Origin of the sequence: Rubneribacter badeniensis (assembly GCF_002899695.1) — a bacterium.
GTDB lineage: Bacteria > Actinomycetota > Coriobacteriia > Coriobacteriales > Eggerthellaceae > Rubneribacter > Rubneribacter badeniensis.
The window spans coordinates 1-20474 of the sequence record NZ_PPEL01000061.1 but is presented as its reverse complement, the minus strand read 5'-3'; the positions used below and the strand labels follow the sequence as shown (position 1 = coordinate 20474).

Below are 20474 nucleotides of genomic sequence, written 5' to 3'. Positions count from 1 at the left end.
CAAAAGCCATCTGTGGCCGAATCAGAAAGGACGCGGGATCTCCCCCGCGTCCTTTCTGATTCGGCCACAGATGGCTTTTGCGCCTGCACTTCGGCGCGCGCGATGCGTTGCCCGCAAGGCCGCTTCGCGTACGACGGGCCGTGGGCCTTCTGGGCCGTAGCCGACCGTCGCCCTTCCTGCCCGGATTCCTCGACGGCCCGAACAATAGCCGACGCCCGTCGGAAGAGTGGTTCTGCAAAGCCGTCTGCCACCCACCCGCATGGCGGGCGGATGGCAGCCCTCACGCCTGCGGCGCAGAGGGCAGATCAAAAGCCATGAGCGAAAAAGCGGGCCGTTTCCGACCCGCTTGCGCTCCGCTTCACTTTTCGTCGAAGGGGAAACCCTTTAGCACCGAGAACGGGTTTGGGGGCATTCCGTCGCCCTTCTCCTCCACGGACGAGCAGCCGCACGGACCCTCGTTGAGGTTCGCCCCGCACGAAGGGCACAGCCCCCGGCACTCCTCGTCGCACAAAGGGACGAGGGGAAGCTCGAGCAGAAGGGCGGCCTTCAGAAGCGGCTCGAGGTCGATCACGTGGTCCTCGGAAAGCACGTCGAACTCGTCGTCGTCCATGCCCTCGGGCGACTCGTCGCGAGCGTCGAGCAAAAAGTAGCCCTCCACCTCGCCCGCAAGAGGAAGCGCGAACCCGTCGAGGCAGCGCGCGCATTCCGTCTCGGCCTCGCCGGCAACCGTGCCGGACACGAGCAGGGCGTCGCCCGTGTTGGTCACGTCCACCTGCCAGGAAAGCGGCTCTTCGAACCGGTAGCGGTCGCAGCCCGCCTCGAGGAAAGGCAGCGCGAGGACGCCTTCGAAACGAGAGCTCTCCGCCGGTGCGAAGAGCTCGGAAGGGATGAATATGCGCGTGTCGGTCATCAGCGGCCCGCGGCCATCGAGTTTGCGTTGAGGCGGTCGCGGCAGCGGCGCACGTTGCCAAGCAGCGTGTCGAGGCTCTGCTCCACGTGGCCGAACACTTCGTCGGCGTAGTCCTCGGCGCCGGCGCGCGTCTGGCGCTCGAGCTCGCGCGCGTCGGCGAGCACCTGGTCGGCTTGCTGCTGCGAGATGCGCACGATCTCCTGCTCGCTCGCGATGGTCATCGCCTGGCTGCGCGCGTCTTCGATCATGCGGTTGGCCTCGGCCTCGGCGTCGTCGAGGAGGCTCTGGCGCTCGCGCACGATCTGGCGGGCCTGGGCGAACTCGCTCGGGAACGTGTCGCGGACCTCGTCCATGATCTCGAACGCCGCGGCGATGTCAACCTGGCGCATGTTGCTTTTGCCGAACACCGGCTTCGAGTCCTCAAGCAGAATCGAGAGCTCTTCCAAAAGCCCCAAGACTCCTGTTTCGTCCATGATCGTCCTTCCACCCTGGCGTGCTGCGTTTCATCTGCGTGAGCGCGCGCAGGTATCGAGCGCGCATGCGTCTCGTCATTCTAGCATTAAAGCCGCCCGCGCCGCCCTCCAATGCACAAAGCATGCACATTTCTCCCGGTCGGAGCGTCGGATGTCGCCAGACCGTTCCCTCGCCGTCAGCGGACGGAGGCGAATTTCGCCGCAAGCGCCTCGGCCACGCACGGGGGCACGAACCGGGCCACGTCGCCTCCGAGGCTCGCGATCTCGCGCACGATGGACGACGAGAGGTACATGTACTGAGGGGGCGACATGATGAACAGCGTCTCGAGCTCCTGGCTCAACTGGTAGTTGAGCGCCGTCATCTGGAACTCGTACTCGAAGTCGGTGATGGCGCGCAGCCCCTTCACCACCACGGTGGCCTCCATGCGGGCGGCGAAGTCCACGAGCAGCTCGTCGAAGGGCTCCACGCGCACGTTGGGCAGATGGCTCGTGGCCTTTCGCACCAACTCGGCGCGCTCCTCGAGGCTGAACAGGGGCCTTTTCTTCGGCGAGGCGGCAACCGCCACCACCACCTCGTCGACCAGCTGGGCGGCGCGGGTGATCACATCGAGATGCCCGCTCGTGATGGGATCGAACGTTCCGGGCGTGAGTGCTCGTTTCATGGGAGGCTTCCGTTCCTTCTCTCGTCAATCGGCGTCGTCCGGCGCGGCTGGGCGCAGGACGTCCACGACAGTATCCCCGTACTTCTTGCGCCGCGCAAGGGCCAAACCGCTCGCATCGACCGCCTCGTCCGCGTCCGCGCACGTCGAGGCCGCATGCTCGTACACCACGATCGCATCTGCCGCGAGCGCCCCGCGCTCAGCGAGCGCGCGGGGCACGCCGAGCGCGCAGGACGCGGGAAGCGCGTAGGGCGGGTCGAGAAACACCAGGTCGAACGGCTCGGACGCCCAGACGGGCGGATCTTTGAGCACGTCGGCGCGATGAAGGCGCGCGCGGCGCGCATCGAGGCCGAGCGCGCGCACGTTGGCGCCGAGCGCGCGCAGCGCCTCGCCGGAGCGCTCGAAGAAGTGCGCGCAGCGCGCCCCGCGCGAAAGCGCCTCGAGCCCAAGCGCCCCCGAGCCGGCGAACGCGTCGAGCACGACGGCGCCCTCGAGGCCACCCCGCGCACTCTCCACCGCGCTCATCATCGACTCGCGCACGCGGTCGGTGGTGGGTCGGGTGTTCTCGCCCTTCGGCGCTTTGAGGGGCCTACCTCTGAACTGGCCTGCGACGATCCTCATATCAGCCTCCTTGGGCGGCGTTGTCTTCGGGAAACGCCCGACGCACCTCGCGAGCGAGCGCGCGATGCTCGGGAAGATCGAGCTCGGGATCCTCCTCAAGGAGGGCGAGCGCATCGGCATGGGCGGCCTCGACGATCTTTCCGTCGCGCACGACGTTCACGAGCTTGAGCGCCGAGGCGCCGTGCTGGCGGTTCCCCAGGATGTCGCCCTCGCGGCGCAGCGACAGGTCGAAGGAGGCCAGCTCGAAGCCGTCGTCGGTGCGCTCCATGGCGGCGAGGCGCGCAAGCGCGGCCTCGGACTTCGACGCGGACACGAGGTGCACTTCGGCAGGCTTCTCGCCGCGGCCCACGCGCCCGCGCAGCTGATGGAGCTGCGCGAGGCCGAAGCGGTCGGCGTCCTCCACGATCATGACCGTGGCGTTGGGCACGTCCACGCCCACCTCGATGACGGTGGTGGCCACGAGCACCTGCGTCTCGCCGCGGCGGAACCGATCCATGACGGCCTGCTTCTCCGAGGAGGCCATGCGCCCGTGCAAAAGCTCCACGCGGTGGTCGGCGAACACGTGGGACTGCAGGTAGGCGGCCTCCTTCGTGGCGGCGGCCACGTCGTCGTCCGCAAGATCGGCGTCGCCTTCGATGCTGATGGCCGCGTACTCGTAGGCTTCCTCGTCCGCCTCGCGCCGGCGCGTCCCCGCCGCCTTCGCATCGCGCTCTCCCCCGTCCTTTCCGACGAGCGGGCACACCACGTACGCCTGCTCGCCGCGCGCGAGCGCGGCGCGGGCGGCGTCGTAGGCGCGTCCGCGGTCGTCCTTGCGGTGCACCTTCGTCGTGCGGCGCGCCGCGTCGTGCGGGCGGCGCGTGAGGTAGGACAGCGTGAGGCTGCCGTAGAGCGCGAGCGCGAGCGTGCGCGGGATGGGCGTGGCCGTGAGGTAGAGCGCATCGGGCGCCTCCCCCTTCGCCAAGAGCCGGGCGCGCTGGTCCACGCCGAAGCGCTGCTGCTCGTCGATCACGACGAGGCCGAGGCAACGCGGCGCGACGTCGTCCTCCAAAAGCGCATGCGTGCCGACGAGCACGTCGATCTCCCCCGCCGAGAGGCGCGCGAGGACGTCTTTTCTCTCGGCATCGGACGTGGAGCCGGCGAGCACGGCCCAGCGCACGCCCGCCGCGTCGAACAGCGGCCCGAGGCTCCCCCCGTGCTGGCGGGCGAGCACCTCGGTGGGGGCCATGAAAAGCGCCTGCGTCCCGGTGTCCACCGCCGCGGCCAGCGCGAAGGCCGCCACGGCGGTCTTGCCCGTGCCCACGTCTCCCAAAAGCAGGTGGTTCGCGGCGCGCGGGGCGGCCAGCGCGGAGAGGATGTCGTCTTTGGCGTGCTTCTGCTCGTCGGTCAGCTCGAAGGGCAGCGCCCGGGCCAAGGCCGCCGTGCGCGGGCCGTCCACGACGTGGCGCACCGGCTCGCGCCCCCGCTCGCGCTCGCGCGCCTGCCGCATGAGCATGAGCTCGAGCAAAAGCAGTTCCTCGTACACGAGGCGGCGGCGCGCCTCGGACGCTTCGGCCATCGTCTGCGGGAAATGGATGCACGACAGCGCCGTCCCGCGGCTCATGAGGCGGTACCTCGCCCGCAGCTCGAGCGGCAAAGGGTCGCGCAGGCCCGCGCACGCCGCGAGCGCGTTGCCCACGAGCCGGCGCATCCACGCCGCCGACACCTTCTCGCATGCGGGATGCACGGGGACGACCATGCCCTCCGCCGCGCCCTCGCCGTCGAGCGCCTCGAGATAGGGGTTCGTCATGCGCTTGAAGCCGTAGCCGAACTCGAGCTTTCCCGCCACGGCGATGCGCATGCCGGGCTTCAGCTGGTCGGCGAGCCACGGCTGGCGAAAGCACGTGACCATGAGCACGCCCGTGCCGTCCACGAGCGCGATCTCCACAAGCGAAAGGCGCGGCTTCGGACGCTTGAGCTTCACCTCGTGCACGGAGCCCTCGATGGTGCACGACCCGCCGATGACGGCCGACGCCACCGTCTCCTTCGCGGACAGGTCGACGTAACGGCGCGGGAAGTGCGTGACGAGGTCGCGCACCGTCTCGATGCCGAGCCCTGCGAGCGCGCGGGCGCGCGCCGGGCTCACCAGGCGCACGCGATCGACGGGCTCGTCGAGCGCGAGCGTGGCCGCCAGACGGTCGGGAGCGCTCATGTTCGCTTCGTTCGGCACTGATAACCTACCTGGTCGCTTGCAACGTCGGCGCGAGGCGCTCCGACGTCGAAGACCGTCCCGTTGCGCAACCAAGCGCGCGCAGCACGCAAGGGAGAGCGCGCAAGGGACACGATTCGACGCCGGAGCGCCTCGCGACGCCGGCCCTTCCGTCGGCCGACAGGCCGGCGGGGCTACTCCACCGACATGACGACGGGGTACAGGGGCTGGTCGCCGCGGTGGGCGTCCACCTCCAGCTCGCCGAAGGCGCCTTCGATGCGCTCGACGAGCCCGTCGAAGGCCTCGTCCGAAAGGTCCTCGCCCGCGAGGATGGTCAGCGTGTCCGCTTCCTCGGCCCCCATCGCGGCCAGAAGCGACAGCACGACGTCGTCGACCGAGGAGCCCACGGCCTCGATGGACCCGTCGGCGATGCCGATGACGTCGCCCTCTTTGATGGGGTTGTCGTGGGCGTCCTTCGAATCCTTGATGGCGCGGGTCACCTCGCCGGTTCTCACCTCCGCGTACGCCTCGGTCATCGACTCGACGTTCTCTTCCAAACCCGCGCCCTCGTCGAAGCCGAACAACGCCGCGAACGCCTCGGGCACGCTTCTCGTGGGCACGACGGCGCACGGAGTGTCCGACAGGTCGCACGCGCTCTGGGCCGCCATGATGATGTTCTTGTTGTTCGGCAGGATGATGACGGCATCGGCGTTGACCGCGCCGACCGCGTCGAGCAGGTCCTTCGTGGAGGGGTTCATGGTCTGGCCTCCGGACACCACCACGTCCACGCCCAGGCTCTCGAGGATCCTCGCGTTGCCCTCGCCTGCGGCCACTGCCACGAAGCCGAGCGGCTTGCGCTCGGCGGCCTCCTCGGCCGCGAGCGCGTCGGTGCGTGCGGCGCTTTGCAGCTGCATGTTGTGGATGTGAACCTCGGAGATCTGCGCGCCGTGATCCAAAAACCAGCCGAGGACCTCGTCGGGGCGGTTGGTGTGCACGTGCACCTTGAAGTTGGGATGCATGCCCACCATGAGGTCGCAGTCGCCCATCGTGGGCAGAAACTCCTTCGCCGCGTCCGCGTCCACGTCGTCGGAATGGACGAGGAACTCGGTGCAGTAGCGGTACGCCGATCCCTCCCAGTCGTTGATCTGCTCGATCTCGACCTTGGGAGCGGCGCTGCGGGCGAACGCGAGTTCGTCGCCGAGCGGCCCCTCCCTGCCCGTGAGCGCCGAAGCGAACGCGTCGAAGAAGATGGCCAGGCCGAAGCCTCCCGCATCCACCACGCCGTTCTCCTTCAGCACGGGCAGCAGGTCGGGCGTGCGCTGGACCGAGGCGTAGGCCTCCTCCACCACGGAGGAAAGCGCCTCTTCAGGCGAGAGCTTCTTCTTGCGCGCGCGCTTGGCCGCCGCGGCGCTGTCGCGCAACACGGTGAGGATGGTGCCCTCCACCGGCTTGCGCACGGCCTGGAACGCCACCTCGACGGCCGAGGAGAACGCCGCGTCGATGCCGGCGGCGTCAAGCTTCTGGCCGACGCTGCCCTCGCACAGGCCGCGCAAAATTTGCGAGGTGATGACACCGGAGTTGCCGCGCGCGCCCATGAGCGCCCCGGTCGTGATCGCCTTGCGAATTTCAGCCCCCTCGGCCCCGATGGGCAGCTTGGCCAGGTTCTCGACGACCGTCTCCAACGTCAGCGACATGTTCGTGCCCGTGTCGCCATCGGGAACCGGGAAGACGTTGAGGCGGTTGATCTCGTCTTTTCGCTCGCTCAAGGTCTTGCTCGCCGCAGCTATGGCATTGAGAAGGTCGTTTGAGGTGTAGGATTCTGACATTGCTTTCGATTCTCCTTTGTGTGCGTACACGCCGCAACCTGCCGCCCCTCTCTTCTCGGCGGCCCTGCGGCTCGTCGAAGCCGCCTCGGCGCTACTTGCGCACCTTCACGCCCTGCACGTGCACCTCGACCCCGTCGAGGGGGACGCGCGCGTACTCGGTCAACGCGAACGAGACTTGGTCGATGAGGTTCTGGGACACCGTGTTGATGTTCGTGCCGTACTCGATGACCACGTAGAGCTCCACGTGGACCCCGGCTTCGGTGGTGGAGACCACCACGCCGCGGCGCAGACGGGAGGCGGGGAGGATCTTCGCGATGCCGTCGGCGGCGCTGGGAGCGGCCATGCCCACCACGCCGTAGCACTCGAGCGCCGCGTTGCCGACCATGTCGGCCAGAACGTCGTTGGCAACATGGAGGTTGCCCGGTATCGTATCGCTCATGGCATTCCTTTCACGGCGCGGACCCGCCCGCGCACGACGAAAACCTGTTCAAGCAGTATAGCGCATGGGCGGCGCGCTGTGCGGCGCTTCGAATCGGAACAAAGCGCATACTACACGAAAAATTCTTGTGACCGGCTCAGTTTATGTGCTATAGTATGAGGGCTTTTTTGCCAACAACGGCTTAAGCCGACGAGCAACCGACGTAATTGGAGTGAGAGAACGATGTCGAAGGTTTGTGAAATTTGCGGTAAGGCGCCGGTCGCAGGGCGCAGCATCAGCCACTCGCACCGCGTGACGAACCGCTGGTTCCGTCCCAACATCCAGAAGGTGACGATCAAGGACAGCAAGGGCCGCGTCCGCAAGGCCAACATCTGCACGAAGTGCATGAAGGCCGGCAAGGTCGAGCGCGCGTAAAGGCCCGCCGTCCTCGCAAACGGCGAGACGCGCCGAGGCGCGCCCGGCGTCGCAACGAGCTCCGGTGCCGAATCCCGTTCTCCTTTTCGCCGTCTGCGCGTCCGAACGCATTCGACGGCGAGCGAGACGTTTTCGGAACCGGAGCTTTTACCGTGCCTTGGAAGAAAATCCGCATGACATGAAAAGCCCGCGTACGCGGGCTTTTCATCGTTTTCAGAGGAGAACGAGAGAAAGACGGACGCCCCCCCCCCCGATGACGCCCTTGTCCGCATCGCCGTCCGAGGCGATCGCCTCCGATGCGAAGAACGACCGTTTCGGACGGCGATGCGGCGCTTCTCGTCATCCGCGCATCGCGCTGCAAGAGGCGCTGAGAAGGGCGTGCATCCCCCTCGACGCGCTCACTCCAAGACGAGCAGACGGCCGCACTGGGGGCAGACCCCCACGTTGCCCTGACCCTTCATGTCGATGAGGCGGCCCCCTTCGATGGCCATGCGGCACGCCCCGCAGCTTTCGCCCTGCAAGCGGCCCACCGCCACGCCGCCCGTGCGGGCCGCGATCTTCTCATAGGAGGCGAGCAGCTCCTTCGGCAAAAAGGAGGCCAAAGACGCCCGCTCGGCCTCGTTGCGGAAGAGGGCGTCTTTGAGCGCGCCGCCCTCCCTCACGAACGACTCCGTGGCCGCGCGCTCCTCGGCGTCGAGGTCAGACAGCATCCGCGCCACCTGCGCTTGCACGCCCTCGACCTTCTCCAGCTCCTCGCCGATGGCCGAAAGCCTCGCCTCGAGCTCGTCGCGACGGCGCGCGAAGCCGTCAAGCTCCTTCGAACGCGCCTCCACGCTGCGGTAGTCGCCGCGCGCTTCGTCGATCTCGGCCTGCGCGCGGCGCTGCTTCTCGGCGAGCGCGGCGTCTTCCTCCCCCACGTTCGACAGCCTTCGCTCGACATCGGCGCGCAGCGCGTCGAGCTGGGCGCGCTTCTGCTCGACGGCCTTCCTCTTCGTGCGCGCCTCGAGGATGGCCTTGCGCTGGGGAAGCTCTTCGAGCCGCTTGTTGGCCCGCAGGATCTCCAGGTCGATGTGCTGCAGCTTGAGCAGTGTGGCGAGGTCGCCGGTGTCTACATGCATGGGATTCCTTCGTTCGCGTCGGGGCGCCGTCTGCGGCGCTCGCCCCATTATATCCGCACCGTCTCGGGGTGGGACCAGTTATCCTGCTGGGCGATCACGCTCACGCGCTCGCCGGGCACGCCGACGGCCTCGACGGCGCTCGCGAGCACGCCCGCAAGGGGAAGCTCGCTCGTGTCGTGGCCCAGGTCCACGATGGCGAGGCCCGCCTGCGAGAGGTCGAGGGCGTCGTGGTACTTCACCTCGCCGCACACGAGGCAGTCGGCCCGCGCCCCGAGGCACGCGCGCCCGAGGCCGCCCGCCGACCCCGTGCAGGTGACCACGCGGTCGAGGGCGCGGTCGAAGTCGCCCCAGACGCGCGGCGGGCGGGCGAACACCGACGTGCAGCGCGCGGCCAGCTGTCCGAGCGAAAGCCAGCCGTCGTCGACGACCGCGCACAGCTGCCCGTACCCCTTGTCCGGCGCTCCCGGCAAGGGCTCGAGCACCCGCTCGAACGAAAGGCCCAGCATGCCGGGCAGCACGCGCTGGGCGCGGGCGCTCACGTCGAGCGCCGTGTGGAACGCCATGAGCGCCACGCCGCGCTCGACCGCCTTCCACACGCCCGCCCCCGCGCTGACAGCCGGCGAGGTGGCGGGCGCGAACGAATCGGGCGGCGCGAGGAACGCGGGGTGATGGGTCACAAGCACGTTCGCACCCGCCTCTGCCGCGGCCTCGATGGCCTCCACCGTGGGGTCGAGCGCCACGGCCACGCCCGTGACGAGGCGCGCCGGATCCCCCACGGTCAGGCCCGTGCGATCCCACGCCTCCGCGTCGGCGGCGGGGAACTCGGCGAGCAGCGCCCGCTCGAGCGCGCCCACGGTGAGGGAGGGCATCGGCTTCGACAAGGTGCCCGACGACCGCGTGGCGAGCCCCTTTTCGGATGCGGCAACCTTCTTTTGGCTCTTCTTCGCTCCAACCATGGCGACCAGTCCTTTCAACGTCGTCTTCCCTTCGGACCGCTTCGGGCCGGCGGGACTCGCTGCGCCGCGCGCGGATGTGCCGCCCCCGCATAAGCGTTTGCAGCGTGCGGTGCTTGCGCAGACTGCGCCGCGCGAGCGCGCCGCCCCTGCCCCCCGAGCGCGAGGACGGAGAGGCTCCAAAGCGGCACGGGCGCGCGGCATCGGCCCCGCGGCGAGGAGCGCCGGACGGGGCTATTCGATGGTAACCTCGCGGCGGTCGCCATCGGCTGTCGGCACCGTTACCGTTCGATAACCGGCTTGCGCCATGAGCCTATACGCCTGCTCGATGCCGCGCGCCACATGCGCGGGCTTGTGCGCGTCGGTGCCCACCGTGCACGGCACGCCCGCGCGGCGAAACGCCGCCAAGAGCGCCGGCGCGGGAAACATCTCCTTGCAGGCGTAGTGCAGCCCCGAGGTGTTCACCTCCACCATGCGGCCCGCCGCCGCGCAGGCCTCGGCCGCCTGCTCGTAGAGCAGCTGCGGATCGAAGCTCGGCAGGATGCCGAACTTCTTGGCCAGGTCGGGATGCGCCATGACGGTGAACGGGGCGTCGGATAAGACCGCCTCGCACCACACCTCGAAGTAGCGCCGCCAGATGGCGTCGGCGCCCACCTCGTCCCATCGCCCGCGCTGGGCGGGATCGTCGAAGGGCCAGCGATCCACGAAGTGGACCGATCCGAGCACGACGCCGAACGGCGCGAAGTCCTCGGGCGAAAGGTCGCGGTCCTCGTCGCCTCCGAGCCAGTCGAGCTCGCAGCCGGCGATCACCTCGATCTCGGGATGCGCCTTTCGCGCGGCCTCTATGGCGGCAAGGTACTCGTCCACCCTTCCGGCGTCCATCGACACGTAGTGGGTCGGGTCGAAGGCTTCCGAGAGCGGGTAATGCTCGGTCACCGCGATGGTGGAGACGCCTGCGGCGCAGGCCGCGGAGACAAGCTCCTCCACGGTGCCCTCGCCGTGGTTCGTGAAGCAGGTGTGCGTGTGCGTGGTGACAAGCTCCATGACGGCTTCCTTCCGTTCCTCACATGTCCCAGTCCAAGCTCGCCTCGAGCGCGCAGACGAAGGCGTCGACGTCGCGCTCGGAGGTCCAGCGCCCCATCGAGACGCGCAAGGCGCCGAGCGCCCGATCCGCGTCCACGCCGAGCGCGCGCAGCACATGGCTCGGCTCGAGCGAGTGCGACGAGCACGCCGAGCCGCCCGACACGCCAAAGCCCTGCATGTCGAGGCGCAGGATGAGCGTCTCGCTCTCGAACCCGTCGACGAGCACGTGCACGATGTTGGGCAGGAAGTCCTCGCTTCCCGCCTCGACGGCCACGGTGGCCTCGACGCCGGGGATCTTCGCAAGCCGCGCGTACAGGCGGTCGCGCAGCCCGCGCAAGCGGGCGGACTCCCCCTCGAGCATCCCCACGGCTGCATGGACGGCGGCGGCGAACCCGGCGGCGCCCGCCACGTTCTGCGTGCCGCTGCGCATCCCGCCCTCTTGGCCGCCCCCGATCAGGTGCGCCTCGAAGGGCGTGCGCGAGCGCAGGTAGAGCGCGCCTACGCCCTTCGGGCCTCCCACCTTGTGCGCCGACAGCGACGCCGCGTCCACGCCCGCCGCCGCGAGGTCGAGCGGAACCTTGCCGAGCGCCTGGACGGCGTCGGTGTGGAAGAGCGCCCCCGCCTCGTGCGCCGCGCGCGCGAGCGCGGCCACGGGCTGAACGCTGCCCACTTCCGAGTTCGCGGCCTGCACCGACACGAGCACCGTGTCGGCGCACAGCGCCTCGGCGAGCGCGGCAGAGTCGACGAAGCCCTGGCGGTTCGGAGAGAGGCGCGTAACGCGGAAGCCCTCTTTCTCGAGACGGCGCGCGGGCGCGAGCACCGCGTCGTGCTCGACGGCCGTCGTGACCACGTGCGGGACGAACCCCGCGCCCGCGCCTCGGCGGCGCCGCTCGTCCGCCGCCGCGCGAGCGATGCCGAGCACGGCCGCGTCGTCGGCCTCGGTGGCCCCAGAGGTGAGCACGATTTCCGAGGGACGCCGGGCCCCCAGGTCGCGGGCGAGCGAGCGGCGCGCGGCCTCGAGCGCCTCGAACGCGGCGCGACCGGGGCCGTGCAGCGAGTTCGCGTTCGCCCCCACGGCGAGGTTCGCGCGGCCGGAAGCCTGGTAGGGTGCCATCGCGGCGGCGGCCTCCTCGCAGAGGGGGGAGGTGGCCGCGTAGTCGAGGTAGACGTAGGAGGCGGGGTCGAAGGCCATGGCCGATCACGCCTCCCCAGCCGAGCCGCCAAGCGCCGCGAGGCGGGCCTTCTGCGCCGCGTCGCGCACGGCCGCGAGCGCGGCGGCGGGATCGTCGGCGGCGAACACGGCGTTGCCGCACACGAGCACGTCGGCACCGGCCGCCGCCACGCGCCCCGCCGTGGCGGCCCCGATGCCGCCGTCCACCTCGATGAGAGGGCTGCTCCCCGCCGCGCGCGCCAGCTGCGCGACGCGGGCCACCTTCTCCTCGCTGCCCTCGATAAAGCCCTGCCCCGAGAAGCCCGGCTCCACGCTCATGACGAGCACCATGTCCAGATCGGCCAAAACCGGGGCGAGCACCTCGACCGGCGTGCCCGGCTTCACGCTCGCAGCCGCCTTCGCGCCGGCGGCGCGGATCTCATCCACGGCGCGCGCGAGTCCTTCGGCATCGAGCGGCTCGACGTGGACGGTCACCGAGTCGGCTCCGGCGTCAAGGTACCACGGCAGCTGATCGAGGGGGTTGTCCACCATCAAGTGGACGTCGAGCGGCAGCGACGTGGCGCGCTTGAGCGAGCGCACCACCGGAACGCCCATCGTGAGGTTCGGCACGAAGTGGCCGTCCATGACGTCGACGTGCAGAAAGCCCGCGCCCGCTTCCTCGACAAGGGCGACGTCGCGCGCGAGGTTCGCGAAATCCGCCGACAGGATGGAGGGCGCGATCTTGACCGGTTCGAACATGCTCTGACCCCTTTCGTCGCATATGCCCCTTCATTCTAGCGCAACGAATGCGCACCTGCTCCCCCGTCGCTGCCGGGAAGGGAAAAACACATGCCCCTGCGGGAGAAGCGCCTCGGCTCGCGATCCCGCTCCGCGCCCCGAACGGGATGCGCCAGGGCGCCGCCGCATCGAGACGCGAGCGCGCGCCGGGCGCGGCCTTGCATTATAATGGGAGTACCCGAACGGAAGAAGGCCCTCATGACCACGCGCTTCGCCACGTACTACGCCTACCGCACGCCGCACGGGCCCGTCACGATCCGCGCGCGCGAAAACGGCATCGCCAACGTCGCGTTCGGCGACGCGGAGATGGAGGGCGAGCGGCGTCCGAGCGAGCTAACCAACCGCGCGGCCACGGAGCTTTTGGAGTACTTCGCCGGCAAACGGCGCGGCTTCGACCTGCCTCTCGCCCCCGAGGGAAGCGATTTCCAACGAGCCGTCTGGGACGGCGTGCTCCGCATCCCCTACGGGGAGACGCTCACCGCCTCGCAGCTCGCCCGCGCCATCGGCAGGCCCGGATCGCACCGCGCGACAGGGGCGGCCGTGCGCAGAAACCCGCTCGCGGTGCTCGTGCCCGACCACCGCGTCGTGGACGCCCACGGCCGCCCTCCCGGCGCGGACGCGGCCTCCCGGCTGCACGGCGCGCTGCTCGAGCTCGAGCGAAGGCACCGAGACGCGAACGCCTGAGCGCCCGCCCGACCGCGCCGCAAATCCCGCATCCTGCCGCGCGCCCCGACCCGAAAGGCCCATCGACCCATGAACGTCTACGTGTCCGACATAACCTTAGCCGTCGCGTCCTTCCCGCTCATCGCGCTCGCCATCACGCTGCCCTACCTCGTCTACCAGTACCGCAAGGCGGGCTCCGTGCCCTGGCTGCGCACCTTCGCCGTGTACTCGTTCGCATTCTACCTCCTGTGCGCCTACTTCCTTGTGCTCCTGCCCCTGCCCGCCGACCGCTCGGTCGTCGTGCCCTATGCGCAGACGCCCCAGCTCGTCCCGTTCAGCTTCGTCCGCGAGTTTTTGGCCGAGACGACGTTTTCCTTGGGCGATCCCGCCACATGGCTGCCGACGCTGCGCGACCCGTACGTGTACGAGGCGGTCTTCAACGTGCTTCTGCTCGTGCCCCTGGGGATGTATTTGCGCTACTACTTCCGGCGCACCTGGCGACAGACGCTGCTCATCGGCTTTCTGGTCACGCTGTCGTTCGAGACGACGCAGCTCACCGGGCTTTGGGGCCTTTACGAGCACCCCTACCGCCTGTTCGACGTGGACGACCTCATCCTGAACACCCTGGGAGCCATGGTGGGTTTCTGGGCCGTGGGGCCCGCCCTGCGCGTGCTGCCCGACATCCGGCTCGTCGCCCTGGAGGCCCGCGAGGCCGGCGTGCGCGCGAGCGCGACACGGCGCGCGCTGTCGTTCGCCATCGACCTTTCGCTGGCCTGCGCGGCCGCGGTGCTTCTCGGCGCGCTGAACATCGCCATCTCCACCGGCTCCTTCCCGGGCGGGAAATGGTTCGGCTCGGGATGGCTCGCGCGCGCGTCGTTCGCATTCTTCTTCGGAATCGTCCCCATCGCCTTTCGGGGTCGGACGTTCGGGCAGATGCTCTTGAAGCTGCGCATCGTGCGGCCGAACGCCGACCCGGTGCGCTGGTACCAGATCCTCGCCCGCTACGGCCTTCTGTTCCTGTTCGCCTGGGCGCCTTTCGAGATCGCTTTCGGTGTGGGCATGCTCGACGTCTTCGCCGAAGGGCGTTTCGGTTGGAGCGCCCCGCTTCCATCCATGGAAGGTGCCTCGACGACCTGGGTGTGGCTTGCTTTCATGGCTCTGTGGATCGCGACGCTCGTCGTGCGCGCAGTGCGGGCGAAGCTGAGAGGCGCCCCCTTCGTCATGCTCAACGGGGTGCTGTCGAACACGCGCGTCATGACGGAGGCCGGGGTGGCGCTCATGCGCAAGCAAAGGACGGTGCTCGACGTGGACGAGGTGCGCGCCCTTGAAGGGCTCATCGCCCAGGACGGCACGCCGCTCTCCGAGCTCATGGAGCGCGCGGGACGGGCCGTGGCCGAAGAGGTGCGCGCCTGGGTGCCCGATCCCGCGCCCGTCGTCGTGCTTGCGGGCGCGGGCAACAACGGCGGCGACGGCTGGGTGTGCGCCCGCGCGCTCGCCGAGGAGGGCTATCCCGTCACCCTCGTCGCGCCCGACATCGCCGAGCGGATGAAGGTCGAGCCCGCGCGCTCGACCGCCCTCGCCGTGTTCGCCGACGCCGCGCGGAACGCCCTGCCGCTGCGCGTGCTCGTCGCGCCCGACGCCGACGTCCTCGAGGGTGCGCTCGAAGGGGCGAGAGCCGTGGTGGACGCCATCCTGGGCACGGGGTTTTCGGGAGAGGAGGTGCGCGAGCCCTCTGCCTCGTGGATCAGAGCCGCCAACCGCCGCCGCTTCGAAGGCGCGCGCAGAGCGGGTCGCGGCAGACACCGCAAGCGCGCTTGCGAGCGCGGCGACCATGAACGGCGAGGCGATCGGTCGCTTCTACCGAAAGCGCACGGCGCCCCCTTCGCCGTGGCCGTCGACGTGCCGAGCGGGCTGTCGGCGCAATCGGGACGCGCGGCCAGGCCCTGCTTCTTCGCCGACCTCACCGTGACGATGCTCGCCTTCAAGCCGGGACTGTCCTCCCCCGCCGCACGCGCATGCGGCACGATCAGGCTCGCCTCCCTCGTCGACATCGGCCCCCACCTGAAGCGGCTTCGAGGCGAGCAGGACGGCCAGACGCGAAGCGCCGAATGAACGCGAACGCGGCACAGGAGCAAAAGGAAGCGCCTCCGGGATGGGGGGTCCCGGAGGCGCTTCGGCAGTGCGCACCGAGGAGAAGGGGAAACGTGCGCATGCTCACGGCCCGTCGGAGGTTTTCGAGAGAGGGTGAGAGAGGGGTTCACACGAGAGACGAGACGACGGGCACTCGGATAGGTTGTCAGGGCGCCGACCGGCGGCGCAAGGACTACTCTACCCGTCCGACCGCGCCCGCACAACCCGATCCGATAGACGGTGGACGCCCGGTCAACCCTCCGTTGCCGTCGCGTTGACCAGAGCCTTCGTCTGCGTCGAAGCGCTCAAGGCCGCACATCCCGCACGCGCAGCGCCGCAGCCCTCTATGAGCTTCGCGCGATGCGCCCTAGACCGACAGTCCGTGGAACTCGGTCGTCAGAGGGCGGCTGGCAAGCGCGCCCGCCAGCTCGCGCGGATCGGCGCCCTCCCACACCACGCTGCGCACGACGTCGGTGATGGGCAGCTCCACGCCGTAGCGCTCCGAGAGCACGGCGAGGGTCTTGCAGGCAAGCGCCCCCTCGGCCACCATGTGGGTCTGCGCGGTGAAGTCCGCGAGCGTGCCGCCCTCGGCGAGCAGCCTGCCGAAACGGCGGTTGCGGGAGTGCTCGGAGGTGCACGTCGCGACGAGGTCTCCCGCACCGGCCAAGCCCATGCACGTGAGCGCCTGCCCGCCCGCGCGCGCGACGAGACGGCTCATCTCGGCCAGGCCGCGCGTCATCAGCATGGCCGCCGTGTTGTCTCCGTACCCCAGCCCGTAGCTCACGCCCACCGCGATGGCGATGACGTTCTTGAACGCCGCGCACAGCTCCACGCCGCGCACGTCGTCGCTCGTGTAGGTGCGAAACGCCTCCGACGCGAACAGCTCCTGGAACAGCGCTGCGGTCTCCTCCGACGAGCTGGCGATCACCGTGCCGGACGGAACGCCCTTGACGACCTCCTCGGCGTGGTTCGGCCCCGACAGCACGGCCAAGCGGTGCGCGCCTCCCATCTCGGCCTCGAACACCTCCACCGGAAGAAGGCCGCTTCCCTCCTCCACGCCCTTCGAGCAGATGACGATGGGAAATTCGGCGTCCACCACGTCGGCGAGAGCCCGCGCCACGCCGCGCATGAGGTTCGAGGGCGTCACGATCGCGGCCGCCCGCGCGCGCAGAAGCGCGTCTTTGTACGACGGCGTCGCCACGATCCCCTCGTGCAGCTCGACATCGGAAAGGTAGCGCGGGTTGCGGCGCTCTTTGTTGATGGAACGGGCCACCTCCGTCTTGCGCGCCCAGAGCCCCACGTTGTGCCCGTTGCCCGCCAGAACCTGCGAAAGCGCGGTTCCCCACGACCCCGCCCCGATGACCGCGATCTTCATGGTTGTCCTTTCCGCTACGCCGCCCGCAGGGGCGCGCCGCCCGATCCGAGCCCTTTCGGGCAGGCTCATGCCTTCTTTTTGCCGATCCTGCTCTCCGAGCCCGCCCGCAGACGCGCGATATTGCTCCGATGCGCCCAGATCACCGTCGCGGCCGCGAGCGTGCACAGCATGATGGGCGAAACCTCGCCCCAGAAGATCGCGAGCGCGAAGAACGGGCAGGCCACCGCCGCCGCAAGCGACCCGAGCGACACGTAGCGCGTCGCCGCCACCACTGCGGCGAACAGCGCGAGCTCGAGCAGCGCCCCGAGCCAGCCGAACGTCGCGAACAGGCACCCCACCGCCACCGCGATGCCCTTGCCCCCCTTGAAGCCGAGCCACGGGCTGAAGATATGGCCCCAGATGCAACCGAGAAACGCAAGCGTCACCATGAGATCGTAGGAGACGAAGGGTTCGGACGAGAGCCCTCCTCCCGGCACGAGCAGCCAGCACGCCGCGAGCGCCAGGCCGCCCGAAGCGAGCCCCTTGCCGAAGTCGAGCAGAAACACCGCCGCGCCTCCGGCCTTGCCCATCGTGCGCAGGGCGTTCGTGGTGCCGATGTTGCCGCTGCCGTGCTCGCGGATGTCGGTGTGGTAGAACGCCTTCGAGATGATCACGCCCCAGGGGATCGACCCCAGCAGAAACGACGCGACGAACACGGCTGCCGCCGCCAGAACCGTCTGCATGGACTAATCCTTCTTCTTGAACTTCATCTGGATGGGCGTGCCCGTCAAGTCGAAGCGCGCGCGCAAACGGTTCTCGAGGAATCGCTCGAAGTTGTCGGTGACGAGGTCGGGGCGGTTCGCGAAGAACGTGAAGCGCGGCGGGCACGTGGAGGTCTGCGTGACGTACTTCATGCGCAGGACGGCCTTGCCGCTCGACACCGTGTGCCCCGTCTCCCTGATCTCGCCCAGCCAGGTGTTCAGCTTGTTCGTGGGGATGGTCTGGGAGAAGTTCGCGTACGCGGCGTCGATGGCGTCCCAGACGCGCTCGACCTTCTTGCCGGTGAGCGCCGATATGGCGATGACGGGCGCGTAGCCCACGAACGTGAGGCGGTCGGCGATGCGCTCGCGGATCTCGGCCTTCGCCTCGGGGCCGTCGACGAGGTCCCACTTGTTGAGCACGACGACCATGGCGCAGCCGCGCTCGGCCGCGAACCCGGCGACGCGCTGGTCTTGGTCGGTGAGGCCGAGCGTGGAGTCGATGACGAGCAGCGCCACGTCGGCGCGGTCGATGGCGCGCATGGCGCGCACGAAGCCGTAGTACTCCACGTCCTGGTCGATCTGGCTCTTGCGGCGAAGTCCCGCGGTGTCCACGATGGTGTAGCGCCGCCCGTCGCGCTCGACGCGCGTGTCGATGGCGTCGCGCGTGGTGCCGGCCACGTCCGAGACGATGGAGCGCTCGTTCGCGGTGAGCCGGTTCGTAAGCGAGCTCTTGCCCGCGTTCGGGCGGCCGATGATGGCCACGTTGATGCCGCCGTCCTCCTCGACGCCCCCGGCGAGGTCCGCCTTGCGAAGCTCGTCGACCACCGCGTCGAGCAAGTCGCCCGTGCCGTGCCCGTGCGTGGCCGACACCGGCCAGGGGTCGCCGAGGCCCAGCTGGTAGAACTCCCACAGCTCATCGGTCCGGTTCGGCGTGTCCATCTTGTTCACCGCGAGAAACACCGGCTTGCGCGTCTTGCGCAGGATGCGGGCCACCTCCTCGTCGTCGGCGTTGATGCCGGTCTTGCCGTCCACGACGAACACGACGACGTCGGCCTCGTTCGCGCCGGCGATGGCCTGGGCACGGATGGAGCCCTGGAAGGCGTCGTCGTCTCCCATTTCGATGCCGCCGGTGTCGACGAGCTTGAACTCCACGCCGTTCCAATCGGCCTCGTGGTAGGAGCGGTCGCGCGTGACGCCGCGCATCTCGTGGACGATGGCCTCGTTGGCCTGGGCTATGCGGTTCACGAAGGTGGACTTGCCGACGTTCGGCCGTCCCACCACCGCGACGAGTGGTAAGGGCATGTGCTACCTCGCAGAGTAGGTTGTTGGTCCGGTCAGAGGCCGGAGCGCCGCCCGGCCAGGTCGATGATCTCGAGGAGATATTCCGACGCGTTACAGGATACCACGGCGAGCGGGACGCCTGCGCGCTTTTCCATATCCTCCAAACTCATATCGTCGAGCGTCGCCATGCCGTCGTTGAACATGACGCGCGGAAGGACGAAGAGCGCGCGTGCGCCGAAAGGGCCCTCGCCGAAGCGGGCGGCGCGCACGGCATCGGCGACGTCGCAGCCGCAGAGAAGCCCCGTCACGTTCACGTTGCCGCCGAAGAACTCGTTTTTCACGAACAGCGGTTCGAACAGGCCCGAAAGCGGGCTTTGCGCCACGAGCGGCCCGAGGAAGTGGCGCGTGGCCTCGCCGGCCACGTAGCGCACGCGCGCCCCGGTCTCGCGCAGGACGCGGGCCGCGCGCTCCACGACGCCCGCCTCCTCGGCCGCGCGCCAGTCGTCCGCGAACGAGCGGATGATGCCCACGCCGTCCTCGAACATGCCGAAGTCCCCGTAGCTCTCGGCGGGCGGCAGGTTGTCCAGCAGCGCGGGGCCGAAGGCGCGCGCGTAGAACTCGTCGGCCGGGAAGGCCCACATGCTCCCGCGCTCGGCGAGCGCGCGGCGCTGGAACGGCGCGACGAGGTCGATGACGCCGCGCGCCGCCTCCGGGCTGTCGAAGCTGCGCTCGAAGGAGCTTTGGTGCTTCGTGAACCCGAGCGGCACGATGCACACGTCGAGGATGCCGGGGCGCGCGTAGGCCCATTCGAGGGTGCCGGCGAGCACGTCGCCGTCGTTCTGGCCGGGCACGAGCACGATCTGCGCATGGAACTCGATGCCCGCCGCGAGAAGCCGCTCGAGCGCGTCGATGCCGTGCTGCGCGTGGCGTCCGATCATACGGCGGCGCACGGCGGGATCGGACGCATGCAAAGAGCAGCGCAAAGGCGAGATGCGCTGCTCCACGATGCGCGCCTCGTCGGCGGCGTCGAGGTTCGTGAACGTGACGAAGGTGCCCGCGAGGAAGCTCAGGCGGAAGTCGTCGTCGCGCAGGGTGAGGGAGGAGCGCGCGTCGTCGGGCAGCTGGCGCATGAAGCAGAACGTGCAGGCGTTGCGGCACTGCTTGACCCCGTCGAACACGACGCCCTCGAACTCGAAGCCCCACTCCTCTCCCGGCTCGCGTGCAAGCTCCACCGTGCCCGCGTCGCCGTCGAGGTCGACGTAGCCCAGCTCGATCACGTCGTCGGCCGCGAGCCACCGCCAATCGATGAGGTCGCGCACCAGGCGGCCGTCCACGCTGGTCACGTAGCAACCCGGCTCGAAGCCCGCGTCGTCAGCGGGGCTGTCCGGAACGACCGCGCGCACGAGCGCGCGAGGCGGCTCGGCCGCGCGCCGGCAGCCCCGCGATCGCGGCGCGCCGTCTGCCGCCTGCCTCTCCATATCGTTCGTCGGATACCCGCCCAACCCGCCACCTTCCTCTTTTCCGACCAGCAAATATACCACACTCCCCACCTTGAGCAAACCCTGCCGAACGGCCCCTTCAAAACGCCCTCTTCTTCCGGGCAGCCCCCGTTCCAGACGGGTGCGTCGGCACCCTTCTCGAGCGTCCCTTCCACCC

General features: G+C 69.4%; 19 protein-coding genes. 3 read left to right on the top strand and 16 right to left on the bottom strand.

Annotation, left to right across the window (positions count from 1 at the left end; genetic code table 11):
• Positions 1–358 precede the first annotated feature (358 nt).
• The 7 genes from C2L80_RS09610 to C2L80_RS09580 form a co-directional block, all read right to left on the bottom strand.
• On the bottom strand, positions 359–910 hold the full coding sequence (locus C2L80_RS09610; protein WP_103263111.1) for a YceD family protein: 552 nt from the start codon (positions 908–910) through the stop codon (positions 359–361).
• Positions 910–1383 carry an ATP synthase subunit B family protein gene (locus C2L80_RS09605; protein ID WP_087195224.1) on the bottom strand — a complete coding sequence of 158 codons (474 nt, stop codon included), beginning with the start codon at positions 1381–1383 and terminating at the stop codon, positions 910–912. The genes C2L80_RS09610 and C2L80_RS09605 overlap by 1 nt, the downstream gene beginning before the upstream one ends.
• Positions 1384–1559: 176 nt before the next feature.
• The gene (gene coaD, locus C2L80_RS09600) at positions 1560–2045 is read right to left on the bottom strand and encodes a pantetheine-phosphate adenylyltransferase (RefSeq protein WP_087195223.1); all 486 of its coding nucleotides are present in this window, start codon (positions 2043–2045) and stop codon (positions 1560–1562) included.
• A 24-nt stretch (positions 2046–2069) separates the two neighbouring features.
• On the bottom strand, positions 2070–2663 hold the full coding sequence (gene rsmD, locus C2L80_RS09595) for a 16S rRNA (guanine(966)-N(2))-methyltransferase RsmD (RefSeq protein WP_103263110.1): 594 nt from the start codon (positions 2661–2663) through the stop codon (positions 2070–2072).
• Between the two features lies 1 nt (position 2664).
• A complete protein-coding gene (locus C2L80_RS09590; protein WP_103263109.1) occupies positions 2665–4851 on the bottom strand; it encodes an ATP-dependent DNA helicase RecG in 2187 nt (728 codons plus the stop codon).
• Between the two features lie 191 nt (positions 4852–5042).
• Positions 5043–6674, bottom strand: coding sequence for a DAK2 domain-containing protein (locus tag C2L80_RS09585; protein ID WP_103263108.1), 1632 nt, complete (start codon positions 6672–6674; stop codon positions 5043–5045).
• Positions 6675–6765: 91 nt separating this feature from the next.
• The gene (locus tag C2L80_RS09580; RefSeq protein WP_087195219.1) at positions 6766–7113 is read right to left on the bottom strand and encodes an Asp23/Gls24 family envelope stress response protein; all 348 of its coding nucleotides are present in this window, start codon (positions 7111–7113) and stop codon (positions 6766–6768) included.
• 222 nt (positions 7114–7335) lie between these two features.
• Between C2L80_RS09580 and rpmB the strand changes: the two genes are divergently transcribed.
• A complete protein-coding gene (rpmB, locus tag C2L80_RS09575) occupies positions 7336–7527 on the top strand; it encodes a 50S ribosomal protein L28 (RefSeq protein WP_087193431.1) in 192 nt (63 codons plus the stop codon).
• 398 nt (positions 7528–7925) lie between these two features.
• Here rpmB and C2L80_RS09570 read toward each other — a convergent pair whose 3' ends face one another.
• From C2L80_RS09570 to rpe, 5 genes are all read right to left on the bottom strand, one after another.
• Positions 7926–8645 carry a zinc ribbon domain-containing protein gene (locus C2L80_RS09570; protein WP_103263107.1) on the bottom strand — a complete coding sequence of 240 codons (720 nt, stop codon included), beginning with the start codon at positions 8643–8645 and terminating at the stop codon, positions 7926–7928.
• Between the two features lie 47 nt (positions 8646–8692).
• Positions 8693–9601, bottom strand: a complete 909-nt coding sequence (locus C2L80_RS09565) for a Nif3-like dinuclear metal center hexameric protein (RefSeq protein WP_103263106.1) — start codon at positions 9599–9601, stop codon at positions 8693–8695.
• Between the two features lie 231 nt (positions 9602–9832).
• The gene (locus C2L80_RS09560) at positions 9833–10642 is read right to left on the bottom strand and encodes a histidinol-phosphatase HisJ family protein (protein WP_103263105.1); all 810 of its coding nucleotides are present in this window, start codon (positions 10640–10642) and stop codon (positions 9833–9835) included.
• 19 nt (positions 10643–10661) lie between these two features.
• Positions 10662–11873, bottom strand: coding sequence for a cysteine desulfurase family protein (locus C2L80_RS09555; protein ID WP_103263104.1), 1212 nt, complete (start codon positions 11871–11873; stop codon positions 10662–10664).
• 6 nt (positions 11874–11879) lie between these two features.
• Positions 11880–12590, bottom strand: a complete 711-nt coding sequence (gene rpe / locus C2L80_RS09550; protein WP_103263103.1) for a ribulose-phosphate 3-epimerase — start codon at positions 12588–12590, stop codon at positions 11880–11882.
• 237 nt (positions 12591–12827) lie between these two features.
• Between rpe and C2L80_RS09545 the strand changes: the two genes are divergently transcribed.
• Positions 12828–13313: a methylated-DNA--[protein]-cysteine S-methyltransferase gene (locus tag C2L80_RS09545; RefSeq protein ID WP_103263102.1), complete on the top strand. Its 486-nt coding sequence runs from the start codon at positions 12828–12830 to the stop codon at positions 13311–13313.
• 69 nt (positions 13314–13382) lie between these two features.
• A complete protein-coding gene (locus tag C2L80_RS09540; protein WP_103263101.1) occupies positions 13383–15404 on the top strand; it encodes an NAD(P)H-hydrate epimerase in 2022 nt (673 codons plus the stop codon).
• Between the two features lie 385 nt (positions 15405–15789).
• Here C2L80_RS09540 and C2L80_RS09535 read toward each other — a convergent pair whose 3' ends face one another.
• From C2L80_RS09535 to C2L80_RS09520, 4 genes are all read right to left on the bottom strand, one after another.
• Positions 15790–16797, bottom strand: coding sequence for an NAD(P)H-dependent glycerol-3-phosphate dehydrogenase (locus C2L80_RS09535; RefSeq protein WP_092199598.1), 1008 nt, complete (start codon positions 16795–16797; stop codon positions 15790–15792).
• 65 nt (positions 16798–16862) lie between these two features.
• Positions 16863–17519, bottom strand: a complete 657-nt coding sequence (plsY, locus tag C2L80_RS09530) for a glycerol-3-phosphate 1-O-acyltransferase PlsY (protein ID WP_103263100.1) — start codon at positions 17517–17519, stop codon at positions 16863–16865.
• 3 nt (positions 17520–17522) lie between these two features.
• Positions 17523–18839 carry a ribosome biogenesis GTPase Der gene (der, locus tag C2L80_RS09525; RefSeq protein WP_103263099.1) on the bottom strand — a complete coding sequence of 439 codons (1317 nt, stop codon included), beginning with the start codon at positions 18837–18839 and terminating at the stop codon, positions 17523–17525.
• A 32-nt stretch (positions 18840–18871) separates the two neighbouring features.
• Positions 18872–20296 carry a DUF512 domain-containing protein gene (locus C2L80_RS09520; protein WP_103263098.1) on the bottom strand — a complete coding sequence of 475 codons (1425 nt, stop codon included), beginning with the start codon at positions 20294–20296 and terminating at the stop codon, positions 18872–18874.
• Positions 20297–20474: the final 178 nt, after the last annotated feature.

Excerpts from the sequence above, each read along its gene's own strand:
- C2L80_RS09610 (WP_103263111.1), bottom strand. The coding sequence starts at position 910 with ATGACCGACACGCGCATATTCATCCCTTCCGAGCTCTTCGCACCGGCG.
- C2L80_RS09605 (WP_087195224.1), bottom strand. The coding sequence starts at position 1,383 with ATGGACGAAACAGGAGTCTTGGGGCTTTTGGAAGAGCTCTCGATTCTG.
- coaD (WP_087195223.1), bottom strand. The coding sequence starts at position 2,045 with ATGAAACGAGCACTCACGCCCGGAACGTTCGATCCCATCACGAGCGGG.
- rsmD (WP_103263110.1), bottom strand. The coding sequence starts at position 2,663 with ATGAGGATCGTCGCAGGCCAGTTCAGAGGTAGGCCCCTCAAAGCGCCG.
- C2L80_RS09590 (WP_103263109.1), bottom strand. The coding sequence starts at position 4,851 with ATGAGCGCTCCCGACCGTCTGGCGGCCACGCTCGCGCTCGACGAGCCC.
- C2L80_RS09585 (WP_103263108.1), bottom strand. The coding sequence starts at position 6,674 with ATGTCAGAATCCTACACCTCAAACGACCTTCTCAATGCCATAGCTGCG.
- C2L80_RS09580 (WP_087195219.1), bottom strand. The coding sequence starts at position 7,113 with ATGAGCGATACGATACCGGGCAACCTCCATGTTGCCAACGACGTTCTG.
- rpmB (WP_087193431.1), top strand. The coding sequence starts at position 7,336 with ATGTCGAAGGTTTGTGAAATTTGCGGTAAGGCGCCGGTCGCAGGGCGC.
- C2L80_RS09570 (WP_103263107.1), bottom strand. The coding sequence starts at position 8,645 with ATGCATGTAGACACCGGCGACCTCGCCACACTGCTCAAGCTGCAGCAC.
- C2L80_RS09565 (WP_103263106.1), bottom strand. The coding sequence starts at position 9,601 with ATGGTTGGAGCGAAGAAGAGCCAAAAGAAGGTTGCCGCATCCGAAAAG.
- C2L80_RS09560 (WP_103263105.1), bottom strand. The coding sequence starts at position 10,642 with ATGGAGCTTGTCACCACGCACACGCACACCTGCTTCACGAACCACGGC.
- C2L80_RS09555 (WP_103263104.1), bottom strand. The coding sequence starts at position 11,873 with ATGGCCTTCGACCCCGCCTCCTACGTCTACCTCGACTACGCGGCCACC.
- rpe (WP_103263103.1), bottom strand. The coding sequence starts at position 12,590 with ATGTTCGAACCGGTCAAGATCGCGCCCTCCATCCTGTCGGCGGATTTC.
- C2L80_RS09545 (WP_103263102.1), top strand. The coding sequence starts at position 12,828 with ATGACCACGCGCTTCGCCACGTACTACGCCTACCGCACGCCGCACGGG.
- C2L80_RS09540 (WP_103263101.1), top strand. The coding sequence starts at position 13,383 with ATGAACGTCTACGTGTCCGACATAACCTTAGCCGTCGCGTCCTTCCCG.
- C2L80_RS09535 (WP_092199598.1), bottom strand. The coding sequence starts at position 16,797 with ATGAAGATCGCGGTCATCGGGGCGGGGTCGTGGGGAACCGCGCTTTCG.
- plsY (WP_103263100.1), bottom strand. The coding sequence starts at position 17,519 with ATGCAGACGGTTCTGGCGGCGGCAGCCGTGTTCGTCGCGTCGTTTCTG.
- der (WP_103263099.1), bottom strand. The coding sequence starts at position 18,839 with ATGCCCTTACCACTCGTCGCGGTGGTGGGACGGCCGAACGTCGGCAAG.
- C2L80_RS09520 (WP_103263098.1), bottom strand. The coding sequence starts at position 20,296 with ATGGAGAGGCAGGCGGCAGACGGCGCGCCGCGATCGCGGGGCTGCCGG.